Origin of the sequence: Pseudomonas fluorescens NCIMB 11764, assembly GCF_000293885.2 — a bacterium.
Taxonomy (GTDB): domain Bacteria; phylum Pseudomonadota; class Gammaproteobacteria; order Pseudomonadales; family Pseudomonadaceae; genus Aquipseudomonas; species Aquipseudomonas fluorescens_B.
This window is the reverse complement of sequence record NZ_CP010945.1, coordinates 2,362,697-2,381,229: the sequence shown is the minus strand read 5'-3', so window position 1 is coordinate 2,381,229 and position 18,533 is coordinate 2,362,697. Positions and strand designations below refer to the sequence as shown.

The 18,533-nt window shown below is 59.8% G+C and carries 14 protein-coding genes; 6 read left to right on the top strand and 8 right to left on the bottom strand.

The window, feature by feature from the left end:
• Nucleotides 1-46: 46 nt before the first annotated feature.
• Both treR and B723_RS10800 read left to right on the top strand, forming a co-directional pair.
• A complete protein-coding gene (gene treR, locus B723_RS10805) occupies nucleotides 47-751 on the top strand; it encodes a trehalose operon repressor (protein WP_017340295.1) in 705 nt (234 codons plus the stop codon).
• A 99-nt stretch (nucleotides 752-850) separates the two neighbouring features.
• A complete protein-coding gene (locus tag B723_RS10800) occupies nucleotides 851-3,892 on the top strand; it encodes a membrane-targeted effector domain-containing toxin (protein ID WP_017340296.1) in 3,042 nt (1,013 codons plus the stop codon).
• Between the two features lie 72 nt (nucleotides 3,893-3,964).
• Here the strand turns inward: B723_RS10800 and guaA are convergent, their stop codons facing one another.
• From guaA to B723_RS10780, 4 genes are all read right to left on the bottom strand, one after another.
• Complete coding sequence (guaA, locus tag B723_RS10795; protein ID WP_017340297.1) at nucleotides 3,965-5,542, bottom strand: glutamine-hydrolyzing GMP synthase; 1,578 nt, start codon at nucleotides 5,540-5,542, stop codon at nucleotides 3,965-3,967.
• 100 nt (nucleotides 5,543-5,642) lie between these two features.
• Nucleotides 5,643-7,112 carry an IMP dehydrogenase gene (guaB, locus tag B723_RS10790; protein ID WP_017340298.1) on the bottom strand — a complete coding sequence of 490 codons (1,470 nt, stop codon included), beginning with the start codon at nucleotides 7,110-7,112 and terminating at the stop codon, nucleotides 5,643-5,645.
• A 117-nt stretch (nucleotides 7,113-7,229) separates the two neighbouring features.
• Complete coding sequence (locus B723_RS10785) at nucleotides 7,230-7,778, bottom strand: hypothetical protein (RefSeq protein ID WP_017340299.1); 549 nt, start codon at nucleotides 7,776-7,778, stop codon at nucleotides 7,230-7,232.
• A 155-nt stretch (nucleotides 7,779-7,933) separates the two neighbouring features.
• Nucleotides 7,934-8,701: a sulfite exporter TauE/SafE family protein gene (locus B723_RS10780; protein WP_017340300.1), complete on the bottom strand. Its 768-nt coding sequence runs from the start codon at nucleotides 8,699-8,701 to the stop codon at nucleotides 7,934-7,936.
• Nucleotides 8,702-8,801: 100 nt separating this feature from the next.
• Between B723_RS10780 and B723_RS10775 the strand changes: the two genes are divergently transcribed.
• The 4 genes from B723_RS10775 to leuA all read left to right on the top strand — a co-directional run bounded on the left by B723_RS10775 (nucleotide 8,802) and on the right by leuA (nucleotide 14,157).
• The gene (locus B723_RS10775; RefSeq protein ID WP_017340301.1) at nucleotides 8,802-9,752 is read left to right on the top strand and encodes a LysR family transcriptional regulator; all 951 of its coding nucleotides are present in this window, start codon (nucleotides 8,802-8,804) and stop codon (nucleotides 9,750-9,752) included.
• Between the two features lie 87 nt (nucleotides 9,753-9,839).
• Nucleotides 9,840-11,219 (top strand): exodeoxyribonuclease VII large subunit, encoded by a 1,380-nt coding sequence (gene xseA, locus B723_RS10770; RefSeq protein WP_017340302.1) that lies wholly within the window; start codon nucleotides 9,840-9,842, stop codon nucleotides 11,217-11,219.
• A 3-nt stretch (nucleotides 11,220-11,222) separates the two neighbouring features.
• Entirely contained in the window at nucleotides 11,223-12,044 is an 822-nt protein-coding gene (locus tag B723_RS10765; protein ID WP_017340303.1) for a M23 family metallopeptidase, read from the top strand.
• A gap of 433 nt (nucleotides 12,045-12,477) precedes the next feature.
• Entirely contained in the window at nucleotides 12,478-14,157 is a 1,680-nt protein-coding gene (gene leuA, locus B723_RS10755; protein ID WP_017340305.1) for a 2-isopropylmalate synthase, read from the top strand.
• A 131-nt stretch (nucleotides 14,158-14,288) separates the two neighbouring features.
• Here leuA and B723_RS10750 read toward each other — a convergent pair whose 3' ends face one another.
• The 4 genes from B723_RS10750 to der all read right to left on the bottom strand — a co-directional run bounded on the left by B723_RS10750 (nucleotide 14,289) and on the right by der (nucleotide 18,456).
• The gene (locus tag B723_RS10750) at nucleotides 14,289-14,681 is read right to left on the bottom strand and encodes a hypothetical protein (RefSeq protein WP_017340306.1); all 393 of its coding nucleotides are present in this window, start codon (nucleotides 14,679-14,681) and stop codon (nucleotides 14,289-14,291) included.
• Between the two features lie 79 nt (nucleotides 14,682-14,760).
• Nucleotides 14,761-15,552, bottom strand: coding sequence for an amidohydrolase (locus B723_RS10745; RefSeq protein ID WP_017340307.1), 792 nt, complete (start codon nucleotides 15,550-15,552; stop codon nucleotides 14,761-14,763).
• Nucleotides 15,540-16,688, bottom strand: a complete 1,149-nt coding sequence (locus B723_RS10740; RefSeq protein ID WP_017340308.1) for a pyridoxal phosphate-dependent aminotransferase — start codon at nucleotides 16,686-16,688, stop codon at nucleotides 15,540-15,542. Before B723_RS10740 ends, B723_RS10745 begins: the two co-directional genes overlap by 13 nt.
• Nucleotides 16,689-16,986: 298 nt before the next feature.
• Nucleotides 16,987-18,456 carry a ribosome biogenesis GTPase Der gene (gene der, locus B723_RS10735; RefSeq protein WP_017340309.1) on the bottom strand — a complete coding sequence of 490 codons (1,470 nt, stop codon included), beginning with the start codon at nucleotides 18,454-18,456 and terminating at the stop codon, nucleotides 16,987-16,989.
• Between the last annotated feature and the right edge of the window lie 77 nt (nucleotides 18,457-18,533).

Genomic DNA, 18,533 nt, shown 5'->3' with positions numbered 1-18,533 from the left:
CTTAAGGTTCGAAACCTTGAGTACATTGCGGCACAGAGCCATCCCCATGAGTAAATACAACCAGATCTACAGCGATCTGCTTGCCAGCATCACGACCGAACGTCTGGAGCGCGGCGCCCGGTTGCCCTCCGAAACCGAATTGATGGACAGCTATCAGGCCAGTCGCGGCACCGTGCGCAAAGCCATCGAACAATTACAGGAGCGCGGTTTCGCCCAGAAAGTCCACGGAAAAGGCACCTTTGTGTTGTCGACCGACCCGATCGAATTTCAGTTGGGTGGCATTGTCAGCTTTCAGGAAACCCATCCGCGATTGGGCAACAACGTCAGCACCGAGGTGGTCGAGTTCAGCCAGATCCCGCTCGAAGGTGCGTTGCTGGAACATATCAAGGCGGAAGAAGGCAGCCTGATCACGAGGATCAAACGCGTACGGCGGATCGATGGAAAACGAGTGATCCTCGACATCAACCATTTCGTCAGCGACGTCATTCCCGGACTCTCGCGGGACATCGCCGAACACTCGATCTACGCCTTCATCGAACAGACCCTGCAACTGCAAATCGCCTACGCCCAGCGCACCATCGAAGCCGTGCCCTGCAGCAAGGATGACCAGCAACACCTCGACCTCGACGGCCAGAGCCATGTGATCGTGGTCAGCAACCAGACGTTTCTGCAGGACGGCCGGCAGTTCGAGTACACGGAATCCCGGCACACCCTCGACAAGTTCTATTTTTCGGATGTGGCACGGCGCTGACCCTGCACGGTTGAAAAATGCGTTTGGGCATAACTATGTAGTGCACTTCCTTTGAGCAAGCGGGCGATCATCGCTGCCCATTTCTCAAGGAGCGAGAGCATGTCCACCGAACAAAATACCCCCGCATCACGCAATGCCGCCGACCAGGAAAAACTCAAACTCATCGCGCCGGTCGTTGTGACAGCCTGCCCCGGTTTGCAGGAGGAAGCCCATGCGGTAGCCCGTGAAATCCTGCAAAAACACGGCATCACCCACCTGGACCCCGATCAGGTCTGGTGGCATCGCTTCGACAATGTCTCGGCCAGCAGCAGCAAGGCCTTTCTGGGTTGGGAGCACGCGCCAAAACCCAGTGAATCCTTCACCCTGACGCAACTGGTGATCCATCGGTACCGCGTGACCGACCAGGACGACGCCCTCGAACTGAACAGCAATGGCGGTTTTTACACCGCGGATGCCGACGCCAGCATTTACAACGAAACCAATGAAGTGCGGATGTACCCCAGCAAGGTGCTCGCCGACCTGTGGGAGAAGAACCTCAGTGAGCGCTATCTGCATAAACTCAATGCCTTCTGGGCCACCCATTTCGATGACTACCGGACCCTGGCCAAATGTAATTACCTGAGCAAAGCCATCGAGGTCCGCGAAAGCGGTCAGCTGGGGGAAGAGGATTTCCAGACCGCCATCAGGGCCGTCGTCGATGGCGCATCCTGGCCGATCACCCTGGCGACCCTGCAAGCGCAAACCGCTACGCCTGCGGATCTTCGTGTCTGCACGCTGGATGTCGCCGGGCATGTCGCCACCGATATTCTGCGCATCGTTGAGAGCAACGGTCGGCAGATCACGTACGTTCCCGGCGCCGCTGAGCCCTTCCACGTGCACCCGACAGTGACGGACATGCACTGGTGGATGTTGCTGCAAATGAACGAAGAAAAGCCCCGTACCGAGTTCATGACCCATTTCCCGCTGTCGGTGCGCAAGGAAGTGCAGGACAACATCACCCCGTTGATGAATCAGCTGGTCGGTACCTGGGGCAAGTACGACCACCATTTGATCAATCAAAAAGACATCACCCTCAGCGGTGACGTATTCACCTGGCAGAGCCAGGCGGTCAAGAGCGCGATGCTGGAAGAGGCCAATCTGACCCTGGTGACCAATGGACAGATGCGCGAGCACCTGTGGCTGGGTTATCTGACCGTCGGCCTGAAGGTCTTCGGCCCGTTGGCAGTACTCGGCTGGCCAATCGCCCTGCCGGTGATCGGGGCCAGCATCGCAGCGATGGGTTTGAACATCGACAAGGCCGTCAATGGCAAGACGGCAGCGGAACGCAAGGCGGGGGTCATCGGCGCGGTGCTCGCCGGCGTCAACACCCTGTTCAATATCCCGTTACTCAAGGAAATCAACGTATTGGACGACGTCGGGGCGGCGGCCGAGGCGGCAGAAGCGGCCGAGATGGCGGATTTGAACAAGACGCTCGACCCGCAAGAAACCGTCGACCCGCAGGCGCCCGTAGAGCCAGAGGAAAGTCCTCTGCCAGCGGGTCTGTTGCCCACCCTGCCAGATGAAATCGAGCAAGCGTTGGAATTGCCGGAACACTGGCAAAGCAATGAAATCCTCGAAAGCTACACCATGGCCACCAGTGGCAAATTCCAGGGTGTCTACACGCTGGATTCACAGCCTTCCAACGCTATCCTGATAAACGATCAGGCCTACTACGTGCGTTATGAGGCAGACGTCAACGGCGGCGGAACCTGGGCCATCATCGACCCGGAGAACCCGAATGCCTTTACCGGATCGATTCCCGTACGCCTGAATGCCGAGGGGGAATGGGAGCTGACGGCGAAACGAGGGTTGACCGGTGGCGGCAAAGGCCTGAGCAAGCCTGTTCCCGGGCCATCCAGGCCGCTCCCCCATGTCCGGCCACGTCATTCCGTCGAACACTTGACGAGATACGACGCCCCCAATGGACGTTCGCTGAACTTCCTGGCGTTGGGAGAGCAAGAGACTCACATAAAAATCATCACGTTGCCTAACGGGTATCTCAAAGGGGTCACCCCTTATGAAGAGTTCGTCGCGGGACGTCGCACGGTACTGGTCAGGGATGCGACCGGTTTCCAGCGTCCGGAGGGCTTTTTCGCTTCGCTGCCCCCTCGCCCGACTCAGCCCGTGATCACACCCTCCACCACCGTTACAGAACTCATCGAGAAAGTATTCGACGCAGCGCCGGGGCTGGTGGTCGGTGAAAGCCAGGATCGCATCGCCAGTATGCGGTTCCTGATCGAAAACATGCCGACACTGGCCAGGCAAGGCGTCAAGACGATCTACATGCATCGGCTGCTCAACGACTTCAATCAAGTCGACCTGAACGACTTCGCCGATACCGGGCAGATGCATGGCATGCTGGAAAAGTATCTGCAAAAGCTGCCGGGCGATCCTGCCGGACAGTACACGCCTCTGGAAGTCGTCAGGACAGCCCAACGGAACGGCATTCGAATCCAGGCCACCGATTGCCTGGCAAGCTATCGCTACACCGACTCGAACTTCCGCGCCCTGTCACGACAATCCGTCAAGACCTACCTCACCCATACCATCATGCGAGCCACTCAAGCCCGCAACGGCGGCGGAAAATGGGTGGTGCTCACCGATCAGGAGAGTATTAACACGTTCAGGGGAATGGCCGGCATCAGCGAAACAGAGGGAGGGATCGGCTTACGCATCGAAGAAGTGGGCCCTGACCAGAACCTGCACCTGGACATCGACCAAGGCATCGACGTTGGCCGTGACTTTGCAGAGGTTACCACCCAGATGCGCGGCAATGTCGACACGTTGTACGCCGACATCAGCCTGCAGGTGCCGACTCAGGCCATTCCAAGAACGCAACAGCAAATCAATCAGCTACTGTTCCGCCAGGGCATGTTTACCATTGAAAGGTCAGACGAAACCTTGACGCTGATCCATCGCAGCCGGACCAACCTGATTATGCGAACGATGATCGAGCGCACAGCGGATGGCGGCTTCCGCATCGACCGTCCGGCCTGGGCCGCCGTGCATCAGGTGACCTACGCGAATCTGATCAGCCTTGTCCACGCACTCAACCGCATGGGCCTGACGCTGGAAGGACGCCTGCCCACTGTAGCGGCCTGATCGAAAAAAAAGCCCCGTGAACTCACATTCACGGGGCCTTTCGGGTGTTACAGACGATCAATCAGACCGGGATCATTCCCACTCAATCGTCGCCGGCGGCTTGCTCGACACGTCGTAGGTGACGCGGGAGATGCCTTCGATTTCATTGATGATGCGGCCGCTGACGGTTTCCAGCAGTTCGTAAGGCAGGTGCGCCCAACGCGCGGTCATGAAGTCGATGGTTTCCACGGCACGCAGGGCCACGACCCAGGCGTAACGACGGCCATCGCCTACAACGCCAACCGACTTCACCGGCTGGAACACCACGAACGCCTGGCTGACTTTGTGGTACCAGTCGGCCTTGCGCAGTTCTTCGATGAAGATGTGGTCGGCGCGACGCAGCAGGTCGGCGTATTCCTTCTTCACTTCACCGAGGATCCGCACGCCCAGGCCCGGGCCCGGGAACGGGTGACGGTAGACCATGTCGTACGGCAGGCCGAGTTCCAGGCCCAGACGACGGACTTCGTCCTTGAACAGCTCGCGCAGGGGTTCAACCAGCTTGAGGTTCATTTCTTCCGGCAGGCCGCCCACGTTGTGGTGCGACTTGATCACGTGGGCCTTGCCGCTTTTCGCGCCAGCCGACTCGATCACGTCCGGGTAGATAGTGCCTTGGGCGAGGTACTTGATGTTGTCCAGTTTGTTGGACTGGGCATCGAAGACGTCGATGAAGGTACGACCGATGATCTTGCGCTTTTTCTCTGGATCGCTTTCGCCGGCCAGGTTGTTCAGGAACTGGTCTTCAGCGTTGGCGCGGATCACCTTGACGCCCATGTTCTCGGCGAACATGGCCATCACTTGCTCGCCTTCATGCAGACGCAGCAGGCCGTTGTCGACGAAGACGCAGGTCAACTGGTCGCCGATGGCTTTGTGCAGCAGCGCGGCAACCACCGAGGAGTCCACACCGCCGGACAGGCCGAGCAGGACGTTGTCGGTGCCGACCTGGGCGCGAACCTGAGCGATGGCGTCTTCAGCAATCTTCGACGGCGTCCACAGCGCTTCGCAACCGCAGATGTCGAGGATGAAGCGCGAGAGGATGCGACCGCCCTGTTTGGTGTGGGTCACTTCCGGGTGGAACTGCACGCCGTAGTAGCCGCGAGCGTCGTCGAACATGCCGGCAATCGGGCAGCTCGGGGTGCTGGCCAGGATGTGGAATTCCTCTGGCATCCGGGTGACTTTGTCACCGTGGCTCATCCACACGTCGAGGCCGAACAGGCCGTCGGCGTCGATATGGTCTTCGATGCCGTCGAGCAGGCGGCTCTTGCCGACCACGTCAACGCGAGCGTAACCGAACTCACGCAGTTCGGAACCTTCAACCTTGCCACCCAGCTGTTCAGCCATGGTCTGCATGCCGTAGCAGATACCGAAGACCGGTACGCCCAGGTCAAATACGGCTTGCGGGCAGCGCGGACTGTCGGCGACGTGCACGGACTCGGGGCCGCCGGCGAGAATGACGCCTTTTGGAGCGAATTCGCGAATCGCTTCTTCATCCATGTCGAACGGATGCAGTTCGCAGTACACGCCGATTTCACGCACGCGGCGGGCAATCAGCTGGGTGTACTGGGAACCGAAATCGAGGATCAGGATGCGGTGAGCGTGAATGTCGAGGGCCATGATTCAGTCTCGTCTAAGTAATTCAGAAACAGTCGTGATTCAGAAACAACTCGGGGCTGAATCGAACAGCCCCGGGTTACTTAACGTTTTGCTTGAAGCCTCAACCTACGCGGTAGTTTGGCGCTTCTTTGGTGATCTGCACGTCGTGGACGTGGGACTCGGCCATGCCAGCGCCGGTGATCCGCACGAACTCAGGCTTGGTGCGCATCTCTTCGATGTCGGCACTGCCGGTGTAGCCCATCGAGGAACGCAGGCCGCCCATCAGTTGATGGATGATGGCGCTCAGGGAGCCCTTGTAAGGAACACGCCCTTCGATGCCTTCCGGAACCAGCTTCTCGGCACCCGCGGAGGAGTCCTGGAAGTAACGGTCGGAGGAACCCTGGGCCTGGGACATGGCGCCCAGCGAACCCATGCCGCGGTAAGCCTTGTACGAACGACCCTGGAACAGTTCGATCTCGCCCGGCGCTTCTTCAGTACCGGCGAACATCGAGCCCATCATCACGCAGGAAGCACCGGCAACGATGGCCTTGGACAGGTCACCGGAGAAACGGATGCCGCCGTCGGCGATCAACGGAACGCCAGTGCCTTCAAGGGCAGCGGCGACGTTGGCGATGGCACTGATTTGCGGGACGCCGACACCGGCGACGATGCGGGTGGTGCAGATCGAGCCAGGGCCGATACCGACCTTGACGGCGTCGGCGCCAGCTTCGGCCAGGGCCTTGGCGGCAGCGCCGGTGGCGATGTTGCCGCCGATGACCTGCACTTCAGGGAAATTCTGTTTGACCCAACGAACGCGGTCGATCACGCCTTTGGAGTGACCGTGTGCGGTGTCGACCACCACCACGTCAACGCCGGCATTGACCAGTGCAGCGACGCGGTCACCGGTGTCTTTACCGGTGCCGACCGCAGCGCCAACACGCAGACGACCTTGATCGTCCTTGCTGGCCAGCGGGTAAGCCTTGGCTTTCTCGATGTCTTTGACGGTCATCATGCCTTTGAGGGCGAATTTGTCGTCGACGATCAGGACTTTTTCCAGGCGGTGCTTGTGCAGCAACTCGCGGACTTCGTTCTTGTTGGCGCCTTCGCGGACGGTGACCAGACGCTCTTTAGGCGTCATCACTTCACGTACGGTGGCTTCCAGACGGGTTTCGAAGCGCACGTCACGGGAAGTGACGATGCCGACCAGGTCGCCATCGTGCAGTACCGGAACGCCGGAGATGTTGTGCATGCGGGTCAGTTCGAACAGATCACGAACCGTGGCGTCAGCCTCGATGGTGATCGGGTCCTTGACCACGCCGGCTTCGAACTTCTTGACCTTGCGCACTTCGGCAGCTTGCTGCTCGATGGTCATGTTCTTGTGGATGATACCGATGCCACCTTCCTGAGCCATGGCAATTGCCAGACGGGCTTCAGTAACGGTGTCCATGGCGGCAGAAACCAGAGGAATATTCAGCTCGATGCCACGGGTAAGGCGGGTCTTGAGACTGACTTCGTTAGGAAGCACCTCGGAATAACCAGGCACTAGTAGAATGTCGTCGAATGTCAGAGCTTCTTGGCTGATACGCAGCATCGCGGGGGCTCCCGAGCGGGAAAATGGAAGCGCGCCATTATAGTCAGACACCCCCTCGGGTTCAATGTAAAACTCTGTCTATTATTGGCATTACTGATATACGGGGATTGTCGCCGCCTACAACTCGACTTTCACCCAACTGACCGGTTGATCCAGCCAATCGGCGAACTCATCGATGAAGCTCTGCTTGAACCCCGCCTCGGCCCAGTTGTTGAAAATGAATCCCAGGTTGGAAAAGCCGCACTCCTGCAGGAAAAGAAAGCCGTTGATGTCGTCTTCATGCCCGCACTCCGGGCAGGTGAAGTTATCGGTGCGCCCCGGCATCCAGTCTTCCAGGCTTTCGAACAGCGCTTCGCCGACTTCCTTGCGGCATTCGGCGCAGCCCGCTTCCTCAAGGAAACCCTTGGCCGGCGTGTAGATGCAGCGTTTGGTAATGATCTCGAGGCCATTGATCGGCTCGCCGAACGGCAATGCTTCCGGGTGCAGGACCACGGCACGGGCACCGTCAGCGATCGCGTGGCCCATGCGGTTGCCGGTTCGGCCGCAGGTGGTCAGCTCTTCCTTGACGATGTTCTTGCGCACCAGCCACCGCACGACCGCCCTTGCCCGGGGTTCGTGCACCGGCAGCGTGGAGATTTTAGGGACGATGATGCTTTGCGAATTCATGGGTGCAAGCCTGCTGCGTCGAAATGGGGGGTCTGCGGCGTACCGTTTGACGCCTTCGCGGACATAACAATCATGTTCACCCCGCTCACTGTGGGAGCGGGTTTGCCCGCGAAGGCGTCGGAGCGGCGGGCAGCTTAATCCCTGACGAAATCCGGTCAAGTACTCAAATACCGGCCGACCAGCGCAATCCCGCTGGCCAGCACCAACCAGGTCACCAGCCGCACGAATGCCTCGCGGGACAATCTCATGGTCAGCCGCCGGCCAATCCACAGCCCCAACGCCATGGCCGGCAACAAACACAGCGCCAACATCAACAAGGGTAGCTCGGCGTACACACCCGCGACAGCAAACAGGCTCAGGCGCACCACGGTGCTGCAACTGATCAGAGCGCTTTGGGTCGCCCGCGCCGCGTCTTTTGGTAACCGACTGTTCAAATAGATCGCATATAAAAAGCCGCCACTGCCAAACAGCGCACCGAACATCCCGCCGACCGTGCCCATCGGCACCGCCCAACCTGCCGACAACTGCGTCGGGCGGGTTTTGACCCACAGGCTGTAAACCGCATAGGCGCTGATAAACACCCCCATCAACAGCAACAACAGATCGGATTTCAGGTTCAGCAGAAAGATCACACCCACCGTGCAACCCACCGCCATGCACGGCAGCAGCCGCAGCAGTTCCGGCTTGGCCACATCCCGTCGCGAGGGCAGCAGATTGCCGAACGCCGCGACAAAATCCAGTAGCACCAGCAACGGCACGATCTTCGATAGCGGCATGAACAGAATCAGAATCGGCCCGGCCACCAGTGCGGTACCGAACCCGGCAATGCCAAACACGATGTAAGCCAGGGCAATGCCCAACCCGATCACCAGCCAATCCGTCGCGCCAAATGGCCATTGGTGCAACAACTCAAACGCGTTCATCGGCACGCCTTCATTAAATACTTGTGATGACTTTAGCCAGCGCGGAGCCTTGCGACTAATATCTTCAAAGCCCCTCTCTCATCTCAAAAAGGCATGCCTCATGCTTTCAACCCGTCAATTGCGTTACTTCGTGGAGATCGCCGAGTGCGGGAGTTTCAGTGCAGCCGCTGAACGTTTGTTTGTTGCGCAGCCAGCGTTGAGCCGGCAAATAAAGGACATGGAAACCCGCCTGCAAACACCCTTGTTCGAGCGCACTGCACGCCAGCCTCGACTGACGGCCGCCGGTGAAGCCTTCCTGCCCCGGGCCAGAAACCTGCTGAACGAATTGGCCAAAGCCAGCGAGATGGCCACCCAGGTCGGCAATGGAGAACTCGGCACCTTGCGCCTAAGCCATTCCAGCACCGTCCCCATGAGTGGCCGTCTGCTGCGAGGCATCAGCGACTATTTGAGCCAGCATGTCGGTGTGTCCATGGACATCGCCAAGCTGTCTTCCGAAGCGCAACTTGAAGCGTTGGCCGACAACCGGCTTGATGTCGGGCTGCTGCGCCTGCCGGTGTTGCGCCAACGTGAAGGCGTGCAGATTGTTCCTTTGTACAACGAACGATTGCTGCTGGCCGTTCCGCCCAATCACCGGCTGGCTGTGGATAAGTCCGCTCAGGGCATCGACCTGGCGCAACTGAAGGATGAGGCGTTTATCTCTATTCCCCATCCCCAACGCGGCGGGCTGAGTTATTTGTCCGCCGAGCTGTGCATGCGTCAGGGTTTCTTTCCAAAAGCGGCCCGAGTGGTGTCGCGCAAAACCACGCAACTGCAGTTGATTCAGGCCGGGTTCGGCATCGCCCTGCTGCCGGAGTCGATGCAGGACATTGCGCCACCCGACATTCATTTCCTGCCCTTGGCCGACCCGGATTGCCAGAGCACCGTCGCCCTCGCCTGGCGGCAGAATCCGACGACGCTGGTTCAACACTTCATCAACACCTGCACAGATCATTGTGGGGGCGGGCTTGCTCGCGAAGGTGATGTGTCAGTCGACATGAAGGTTGAATGTTAAACCGCTTTCGCGAGCAAGCCCGCTCCCACAGGGGGATTTGCGTTGGCTCATGGAGATTCGCATGCGAATGCCTTTAAACTGCGCCCCATGATTAAAGATCCCTTTGCAAGACTCGGCCTGGACCGTGAAGTCCTGACTGTCAGCCAGCTCAACGGCCGCGCGCGGGTGTTGCTCGAAGACGTGTTCAGCAATATCTGGGTCGAAGGCGAAATCTCCAACCTCGCCCGTCCGGCGTCCGGCCACGTGTATTTCACCCTCAAGGACAGCGGTGCCCAGGTGCGTTGCGCATTGTTCCGGCAGAACGCGGCACGGGTTCGTCAGGCGCTGAAGGACGGCCTGGCGGTCAAGGTGCGCGGCAAGGTTTCGCTGTTCGAAGGGCGTGGCGACTATCAACTGATCCTCGACACCGTCGAACCGGCCGGTGATGGCGCGCTGCGCCTGGCGTTCGATGCCTTGAAAGAAAAACTCAGCGCCGAAGGCCTGTTCAGCGCCGAACGCAAAGTACCGCTGCCGGCGCATCCGCAGCGCATTGGCATCATCAGTTCACCGACCGGCGCAGTGATCCGCGACATCATCAGCGTGTTCCGCCGCCGTGCGCCGCAGGTGCAGCTGACACTGATCCCCACCGCGGTGCAGGGCCGCGAAGCGACGGCGCAGATTGTCCGTGCGCTGAAACTGGCGGACGCCCGTGGTTTCGATGCATTGATCCTGGCCCGTGGCGGCGGCTCGCTGGAAGACCTGTGGTGTTTCAACGAAGAAGCCGTGGCCCGCGCCGTGGACGCTTGCGTGACGCCGATTGTCAGCGCCGTCGGCCATGAAACCGATGTCTCGATCAGCGACTTCGTCGCCGACGTTCGCGCCCCGACCCCTTCCGCCGCCGCTGAGCTGCTGGCGCCGGATTCCAGCGACCTGGTGCGTCGGGTCGAGAGCCTGCATCGACGGCTGGTGATGCGCATGCGCGACCGCCTGATGCGTGATCGCCTGCGCCTTGAAGGCATCTCTCGCCGCTTGCGTCATCCCGGCGAACGCCTGCGCCAGCAGGCGCAACGGCTGGATGATCTGGACATGCGCATGCGCCGCGCCTTCGAACGCAGCCTCAATACCCGTCGCGAACGCTTGATCCGCCTGGAGACCCGCCTCGCGGCGCAACATCCGGGGCGCCAACTGGCAATGCTGCGCCAGCGTCTCGACAGCCTCGCCGAACGTCTGCCCCGGGCCATCCGCGAAGGCCTCAAATCCCGTCGTCTGCAACTGCAAAGTCAGGTGCAGACGCTGCACGTGGTTAGCCCGCTGGCGACCCTCGGCCGTGGCTACAGCATTTTGCTCGACGAGCGCGGCAATGCGATCCGCAACGCCGCGCAAACCCACAACGGCCAGCGCCTGAAAGCCAAACTGGGCGAAGGCGAACTGCAAGTGCGGGTCGAAGACAATCACCTGACGCCCGTCACCCTTTCTTTACTGGATTGATCCATGCCGCGTTTTTTAGCTCCACTGCTGTTGCTGTGCCTGACCTTTAACGCCCACGCCGACAGCTACATCACCCGCCTGTTGAACAAACCGGTGCCGGGCGGCGTGGCGGTCTTGGATCTGGGCAGCGCTGCCCAGGCGCCGAAAGCCAGTTATCAAGGCAAACCGGTGTTGGTGGTCAAGGAGCAGAACAATTGGCTGGCGATTGTCGGTGTGCCGTTGACGGTCAAGCCGGGCACACAGCAGGTCAGCAGCGGCGGTCGCACGTTGAGTTTCACCGTCGGCAACAAGAAGTATCCGGAACAACGCATCACTTTGAAAAACACTCAACAGGTCAATCCGGACCCGGACAATCTCAAGCGCATCGAGCGCGAACTGGCGGAGCAGATCGCCGCGTACCGCACGTTCAGCCCGAATACCCCGAGCAACCTGCTGCTGGACAAACCGGTCAACGGCCCGCTGTCGAGCAAGTTCGGTGTGCGCCGCTTCTTCAATGGTGAAGAGCGCAATCCACACTCGGGCCTGGACTTCGCCGTAGGCGCTGGCACACCGATCAAGACCCCGGCCGCGGGCAAGGTGATTCTGATCGGTAACTACTTCTTTAATGGCAACACGGTATTTGTCGACCATGGGCAGGGCTTTATCAGCATGTTCTGCCACATGTCGAAAATCGATGTGAAGGTTGGCCAGCAATTGGCGCGTGGCGCCGTGGTCGGGAAGGTTGGCGCCACCGGGCGGGCGACCGGGCCGCATATGCACTGGAATGTCAGCCTGAATGATGCGCGGGTGGATCCGGCGATTTTCATTGGCGCTTTTCAGCCTTAAGGCATTTGTGAGGTGACTGGCCTCTTCGCGAGCAAGCCCGCGAAGACGGCCTCATAGTTGCCGAATCGCCGCTGGATAAATCGCGCAATTGGAATCGACACAGTCCAACGTCCTCAATTGCGCATCCCTCAACCCCCACGCAAACATCCACACAATCGCGCTCTTTCGCCGCAATAAAATCTCGATAAATCTCTCCATTCGAGTATTCCTCTCAATTTTTTTCGACTGCTTGCCATCCTTCACCCTCGCGGTTAGGGTTGAAGGCATGAAAACCTCTCACACCCTCATTCAGCTTCGCCAGCACCGCAGCCTGTGCCTCGTCAGTGCACGACTGCCGGGCTGAATTGCGGCGCCTCGTCTTACGCTTTTCCCCAAGAACATTTGATCCACCGGCAGGCCGCCTTTTTTCGGCCCACACAATAAGGATTTCCCGATGAGCATGCTCAAAGACCCGTCTTCGAAATACCGCGCGTTCCCGACCATCGACATTCCGGACCGCACCTGGCCGTCGAAGACCATCACCGCCGCGCCGATCTGGTGCAGCTCCGACCTTCGCGACGGCAACCAGTCGCTGATCGAGCCGATGGACGCGGTCAAGAAGCTGCGTTTCTGGAAAACCCTGGTGCAGGTCGGCGTGAAAGAAATCGAAGCGTCCTTCCCGGCGGCGTCGCAAACCGACTTCGACTTCGTGCGCACCCTGATCGAAGGCAACCACATCCCGGACGACACCACCATTCAGGTGCTGACCCAGGGCCGTGAAGACCTGATCGAGCGCACCTTCGAATCCCTCCGTGGAGCGAAGAAAGCCATCGTTCACCTGTACAACGCGACCTCCCCTTCCTTCCGCCGCATTGTCTTCAACCAGGACAAGGACGGGATCAAGGCCATCGCGGTCAACGCTGCCAAGCTGTTCGTCAAATACGCCGCCCTTCAGCCGGACACGCAGTGGACTTTCGAATACTCGCCGGAAACCTTCAGCGCCACCGAACTGGAGTTCGCCAAGGAAGTCTGCGACGCGGTGATCGACGTCTGGAACCCGACGCCTGAGCACAAGGTGATCCTCAACCTGCCAGCCACTGTCGAATGCGCGACCCCGAACATCTACGCCGACCAGATCGAGTGGTTCGGCCGTCATATCAACCGTCGTGACAGCGTGATCATCAGCCTGCACACCCACAACGACCGTGGCACTGGCGTGGCCGCCACCGAGCTGGGCCTGATGGCTGGCGCGGATCGTGTCGAAGGCTGCCTGTTCGGCAACGGCGAGCGTACCGGCAACGTCGATCTCGTGACCGTGGCATTGAACCTGTACACCCAGGGCATTCACCCTGAGCTGGACTTCTCCGACATCGACGGCGTGCGCAAAGTCGTCGAAGAGTGCAACCAGATCCAGGTGCACCCGCGCCACCCGTACGTCGGCGACCTGGTTCACACCGCGTTCTCCGGCTCGCACCAGGACGCCATCCGCAAGGGCTTCGCCCAGCAGAAACCGGACGCCCTGTGGGAAGTGCCGTACTTGCCGATCGACCCGGCCGACATCGGCCGCAGCTACGAGGCCGTGATCCGCGTCAACAGCCAGTCGGGCAAGGGCGGTATCGCTTACCTGCTGGAACAGGAATACGGCATCAGCTTGCCGCGTCGCATGCAGATCGAGTTCAGCCAGGTCGTGCAGCGTGAAACCGATCGCCTGGGTCTCGAAATGACCGCCCAGCAAATCCACGCGTTGCTGCACAGCGAGTACTTGCAGGCCAATACCCCGTACGCGCTGGTCAGCCATCGCCTGCAGGAAGAAAACGGTCACAGCGCAGTGGAAGTGGAAGTCTCCGGCAAAGGCCAGGGCGAAACCAACCTGCACTGGCGCGGCAAGGGCAACGGCGCGCTGGAAGCGCTGGTGGCCGGCCTGCCGATTCCGGTGGAAATCATGGACTACAACGAACACGCGATCGGCGCGGGCACCAACGCCAAGGCAGCGGCCTACATCGAGCTGCGAGTGAACGGTGAACGTGCCGTGCATGGCGTCGGCATCGATGAAAACATCACCACCGCCAGCTTCAAGGCCCTGTTCAGCGCGCTGAACCGCTCGTTGAGCCAGCCGGAAGCGAAAGCGGCGTAAGCATTCGCTGAAATGCAAAAGGCCCCGGGGTGTAAACCTCGGGGCCTTTTTTTGCCTGCTGTTTTTGTGTTGCCTGTTATGGCCTCTTCGCGAGCAAGCCCGCGATGGGGGCCGCTCAGGCAACAACAATGTCAGGCATGAGTATCAACGCTAAACATCGCCTGCAACAACGCCGCCTGCAGCACCTGCAAGTTGCTGCTGGTCACGGCGATCTGGTTCTGGATTTCCATCACCTGCTGCGCCTCCTGCTCGTTGTCCTGACTCTTCTGCGCACTCGCCAGTTGAGCTTGCTGTTCGGCCAGCAATTTTTGCGTTTCTTCGATCTGCTTTTTCAACGCGGTAACCGGGTCGCTGGCGCTGCCGACCGAATCAATGTTGGCTCCGGCACTGTTGACGCGCAGCTTGCCATCCTCGCCAGTCGCGTCTTCAACCGGGACCAGCTTGCGTTCGTCAGGTTGACCGGTCGCGACGTTCGGCGACGACACAGCGTACGCGTTAATAGTGATGGTGCTCACGTTGATCATGGGTCACTCCTCCTTGGTTGACCTTGCTATCGGCCAGGCTGGAAAAATCTGCACTCATAAATCATCAAGACCTATCCGATCAGGTGAACTCAAACGTGTCAGCATCCAGATTCGCCGGAAAGCGCGTGCGATAAGCCTGAAGGTCGGCGGCATTCAGAACCACTTGAAACACGCCATCGGCTTCGCCGGCACTGAGCAACGTCTCGCCCTGGAAATCGAGCACCTGACTGTCACCGGTATACGCGAAGCCTTTTCCGTCAGTCCCGATGCGATTCACTGCGGCCACATAGCAAAGGTTTTCGATCGCCCGTGCCGGCAACAAACGGTTCCAGTGCTGACGCCGCGCGCCCGGCCAATTCGCGGTGTACAGCAACAGGTCAGTGTCCTGGGCATCGCGGCTCCACACTGGAAAGCGCAAGTCGTAGCAAATCAGCGGCCGCACACGCCAGCCTTTGAGTTCGAACTGCACCTGGCGCTCGCCCGGCGTGTAGTGATTGTGCTCGCCCGCCATGCGGAACAGGTGACGCTTGTCGTAGTGCCAGACTTCACCGTCCGGCCGTGCCCACAACAGGCGATTGCGATGACTGCCATCAGCGGCCTGAATGATGACGCTGCCGGTGATCACCGCATCGAGTTGCGCAGCCTGGGCGCGCAACCATTTGCTCGCAGGACCGTTTTCCGGCTCGGCGAGCGTCTCGGATTCCATGGAGAAACCGGTGGTGAACATCTCCGGCAGGATGATCAGGTCAGCACCGCGAGCCTGTTCCAGCAGTTGTTCGAAATGCTCCAGGTTGGCCTGGCGGTCATGCCAGGCCAGGGTCGTCTGGACCAGCGCAATGTTCAAATTCGGCAGTGCACTCAGATCACGCATAATTTTTCCGCTGCTTCACGCAGGGTCTCCTCACGCTTGGCAAAGCACAGACGCACCAGGCGCTGGCCTTCGGGTGGCGTCTGGTAGAACACCGAGATCGGGATGCTCGCCACACCGTGTTCGCGGGTCATCCACAGCGCCATCTCGACGTCGTTGAGGTCCGGGCGGATCTGCGAGTAATCGACCAACTGGAAATAGGTGCCGGTCACGCGGGTAAAACTGAAGCGCGATGGCGTCAGCAAGTCGCAGAACAGGTCGCGCTTGGCCTGATAAAAAGCCGGCAGCTCTTCGACATGCTCCGGGTGCTCGGCCATGAAATCGGCCAAGGCAAATTGCAGCGGGGTCACGCCGCAGAAACTGACGTACTGGTGCACCTTGCGCAGTTCCGCTGTGAGGGCCGGCGGTGCAACCACGTAGCCGGTTTTCCAGCCGGTGACGTGATAGGTCTTGCCGAACGAGCTGACCACAAAGGCTCGCTGATACAGCTCTTCGTGGTTCAGCACGCTGACGTGAGGTACACCGTCGAACACCAGGTGTTCATAAACTTCGTCGCTGACGAGGTAGATGTCGCGATCACGAATCAGATCCGCCAACTGATCCAGTTCGGCACGGCTGATCAGTGCGCCACTCGGGTTGTGCGGAGCGTTCAGCACAATCATCCGCGTGCGCGGCGTAATGGCCTCGGCCAGTTTCTGGAAGTCGATGGAGAAATCATTCACCCCGAGCTGCACATGCACGCAACGACCACCGGCCAGCTCCACCGACGGCTCGTAACTGTCGTAGCACGGATCGAACACGATCACTTCGTCGCCGCTGTGGATCACCGCCTGAATCGCGCAGAAGATCGCCTGGGTGGCGCCGGGTGTGATGGTCACTTCGTTGTCGGCATCGACATTGACGCCATAGCTGCGAGCGATTTTCGCTGTCACTTGCTGACGCAGCGCCGGCAGGCCGGTCATCGGCGAATACTGGTTATGGCCATTGGCAACATGCCGACCGACCGCATCGCACAGGCCCTTGGGTGCATCGAAATCGGGAAAACCCTGGGACAGGTTGATCGCCCCGGTTTGCGCCGCGAGCTGAGACATCTGCGTGAAGATAGTGATGCCGACATTCGGCAGCTTACTGGTGATCATCGGTGATTCCCTGCTCTACACCCGGCTCTAACGGCGGCGCGGGAGAGCCCGAGGATAGCCCAAACGGCGCCCATAAAAAAAGGGCGCCAAACGGCACCCTTCTTTCTCAACATCACCGCATTACCTGTGGCGAGGGAGCTTGCTCCCGCTGGACCGCAAAGCGGTCCCACTATCTGCAACCGAGATCGTTCAGAGAGAGAACGCGTCGGCTGGTTTTGCGACTGCTGCGCAGCCGAGCGGGAGCAAGCTCCCTCGCCACAACAAGCCCCGCACACGAGATGTGTGTGAGGGCTGCAAATCAACGCTTGTCGCGGCGCTTCTTGTCGGCCTTCTTGTGGTGCGACATCAAGCGACGCTTCTTGTTGACCTGACGGTCTGTCAGCGAGTTCTTGTTGCCTTCGTACGGGTTCTCGCCGCCCTTGAACTCGATGCGGATCGGCGTACCGACCAGCTTCAAAACACGACGGTAAGTGTTTTCCAGATAACGAACGTAAGACTTCGGCACCTTCTCGATCTGGTTACCGTGAATCACGATGATCGGCGGGTTCGCGCCACCCAAGTGGGCGTAACGCAGCTTGATCCGGCGGTTGTTGACCATCGGTGGCGCGTGCTCACCGACCGCATCTTCCAGGATCTGGGTCAGGCGGTTGGTCGGCCAGCGGGTGACCGCGGACTTGAACGAGTTCTGTACGGAAGCGTAGAGGTTGCCCACGCCAGTGCCGTGCAGGGCCGAGATGAAGTGGATGTCGGCGTAGTCAACGAAGAACAGTCGACGTTGCAGCTCGACCTTCACGAAGTCACGCTCGCTCGGCGTCATGCCGTCCCACTTGTTGATCGCGATCACCAGCGCACGACCCGATTCGATGGCAAAGCCCAGCAGGTTCAGGTCGTGATCCACCACGCCTTCGCGGGCGTCCATCACGAAGATCACCACGTTGGCGTCTTTGATCGCCTGCAGGGTTTTGACCACGGAGAATTTTTCGACTTCTTCGTGGATCTTGCCGCGCTTGCGCACACCGGCGGTGTCGATCAGCGTGTACTTCTCGTCGTTACGTTCGAACGGGATGTAGATACTGTCGCGGGTGGTGCCGGGCTGGTCATACACGATCACCCGGTCTTCACCGAGCATGCGGTTGACCAGGGTCGACTTGCCGACGTTCGGGCGGCCGATGATGGCGATCTTGATCCCGTCTTTTTCGCTCGGGCCAGGAATGCGCTTGGCTTCCTCGCCTTCGGCAACGATCTCTTCTTCGCCGTCTTCCGGTTCTTCTTCGTCTTTCGGGAAATCGCTCAGGGCGATTTCCAGCATCTGGGTGATGCCACGACCATGAGCACCGGCGATCGGGATCGCGTGGCCCATGCCCAACGGAGCGAATTCGGCGCGGGCCATTTCAGGGTCGATATTGTCGACCTTGTTGGCAACCACGTAGGAACGCTTGTTACGTTTGCGCAAATGCTCGGCGATCATCTGGTCGGCGGCGGTGAAACCGGCCTTGGCATCTACCAGGAACAGAACGACATCGGCTTCTTCAATGGCCAGCAGCGACTGCTCGGCCATTTTTTCGTCCATACCGTGCTCGTCACCGGAGATACCGCCGGTGTCGACCAGAATGTAGGAACGCCCTTGCCACTTGGCCTCACCGTATTGGCGATCACGGGTCAGACCGGACAAGTCGCCGACGATGGCGTCGCGAGTCCTGGTCAGGCGGTTGAACAAGGTGGACTTGCCGACGTTCGGTCGGCCCACCAGGGCGATTACGGGAACCATGCGGCTCTCCACTTCGTTATTTCAGAAAATACAAAAGCCGCTGCGAGGCAGCGGCTGGTGCTCGGGGCAGCGTTTGA

Bases quoted from the DNA above. Each gene is read 5' to 3' on its own strand.
- guaA (WP_017340297.1), bottom strand. From the start codon at position 5,542: ATGGCCCTCGACATTCACGCTCACCGCATCCTGATCCTCGATTTCGGT.
- B723_RS10765 (WP_017340303.1), top strand. From the start codon at position 11,223: ATGCCGCGTTTTTTAGCTCCACTGCTGTTGCTGTGCCTGACCTTTAAC.
- B723_RS10740 (WP_017340308.1), bottom strand. From the start codon at position 16,688: ATGATCACCAGTAAGCTGCCGAATGTCGGCATCACTATCTTCACGCAG.
- der (WP_017340309.1), bottom strand. From the start codon at position 18,456: ATGGTTCCCGTAATCGCCCTGGTGGGCCGACCGAACGTCGGCAAGTCC.
- leuA (WP_017340305.1), top strand. From the start codon at position 12,478: ATGAGCATGCTCAAAGACCCGTCTTCGAAATACCGCGCGTTCCCGACC.
- B723_RS10745 (WP_017340307.1), bottom strand. From the start codon at position 15,552: ATGCGTGATCTGAGTGCACTGCCGAATTTGAACATTGCGCTGGTCCAG.
- xseA (WP_017340302.1), top strand. From the start codon at position 9,840: ATGATTAAAGATCCCTTTGCAAGACTCGGCCTGGACCGTGAAGTCCTG.
- B723_RS10775 (WP_017340301.1), top strand. From the start codon at position 8,802: ATGCTTTCAACCCGTCAATTGCGTTACTTCGTGGAGATCGCCGAGTGC.
- guaB (WP_017340298.1), bottom strand. From the start codon at position 7,112: ATGCTGCGTATCAGCCAAGAAGCTCTGACATTCGACGACATTCTACTA.
- B723_RS10800 (WP_017340296.1), top strand. From the start codon at position 851: ATGTCCACCGAACAAAATACCCCCGCATCACGCAATGCCGCCGACCAG.
- B723_RS10750 (WP_017340306.1), bottom strand. From the start codon at position 14,681: ATGATCAACGTGAGCACCATCACTATTAACGCGTACGCTGTGTCGTCG.
- B723_RS10785 (WP_017340299.1), bottom strand. From the start codon at position 7,778: ATGAATTCGCAAAGCATCATCGTCCCTAAAATCTCCACGCTGCCGGTG.
- treR (WP_017340295.1), top strand. From the start codon at position 47: ATGAGTAAATACAACCAGATCTACAGCGATCTGCTTGCCAGCATCACG.
- B723_RS10780 (WP_017340300.1), bottom strand. From the start codon at position 8,701: ATGAACGCGTTTGAGTTGTTGCACCAATGGCCATTTGGCGCGACGGAT.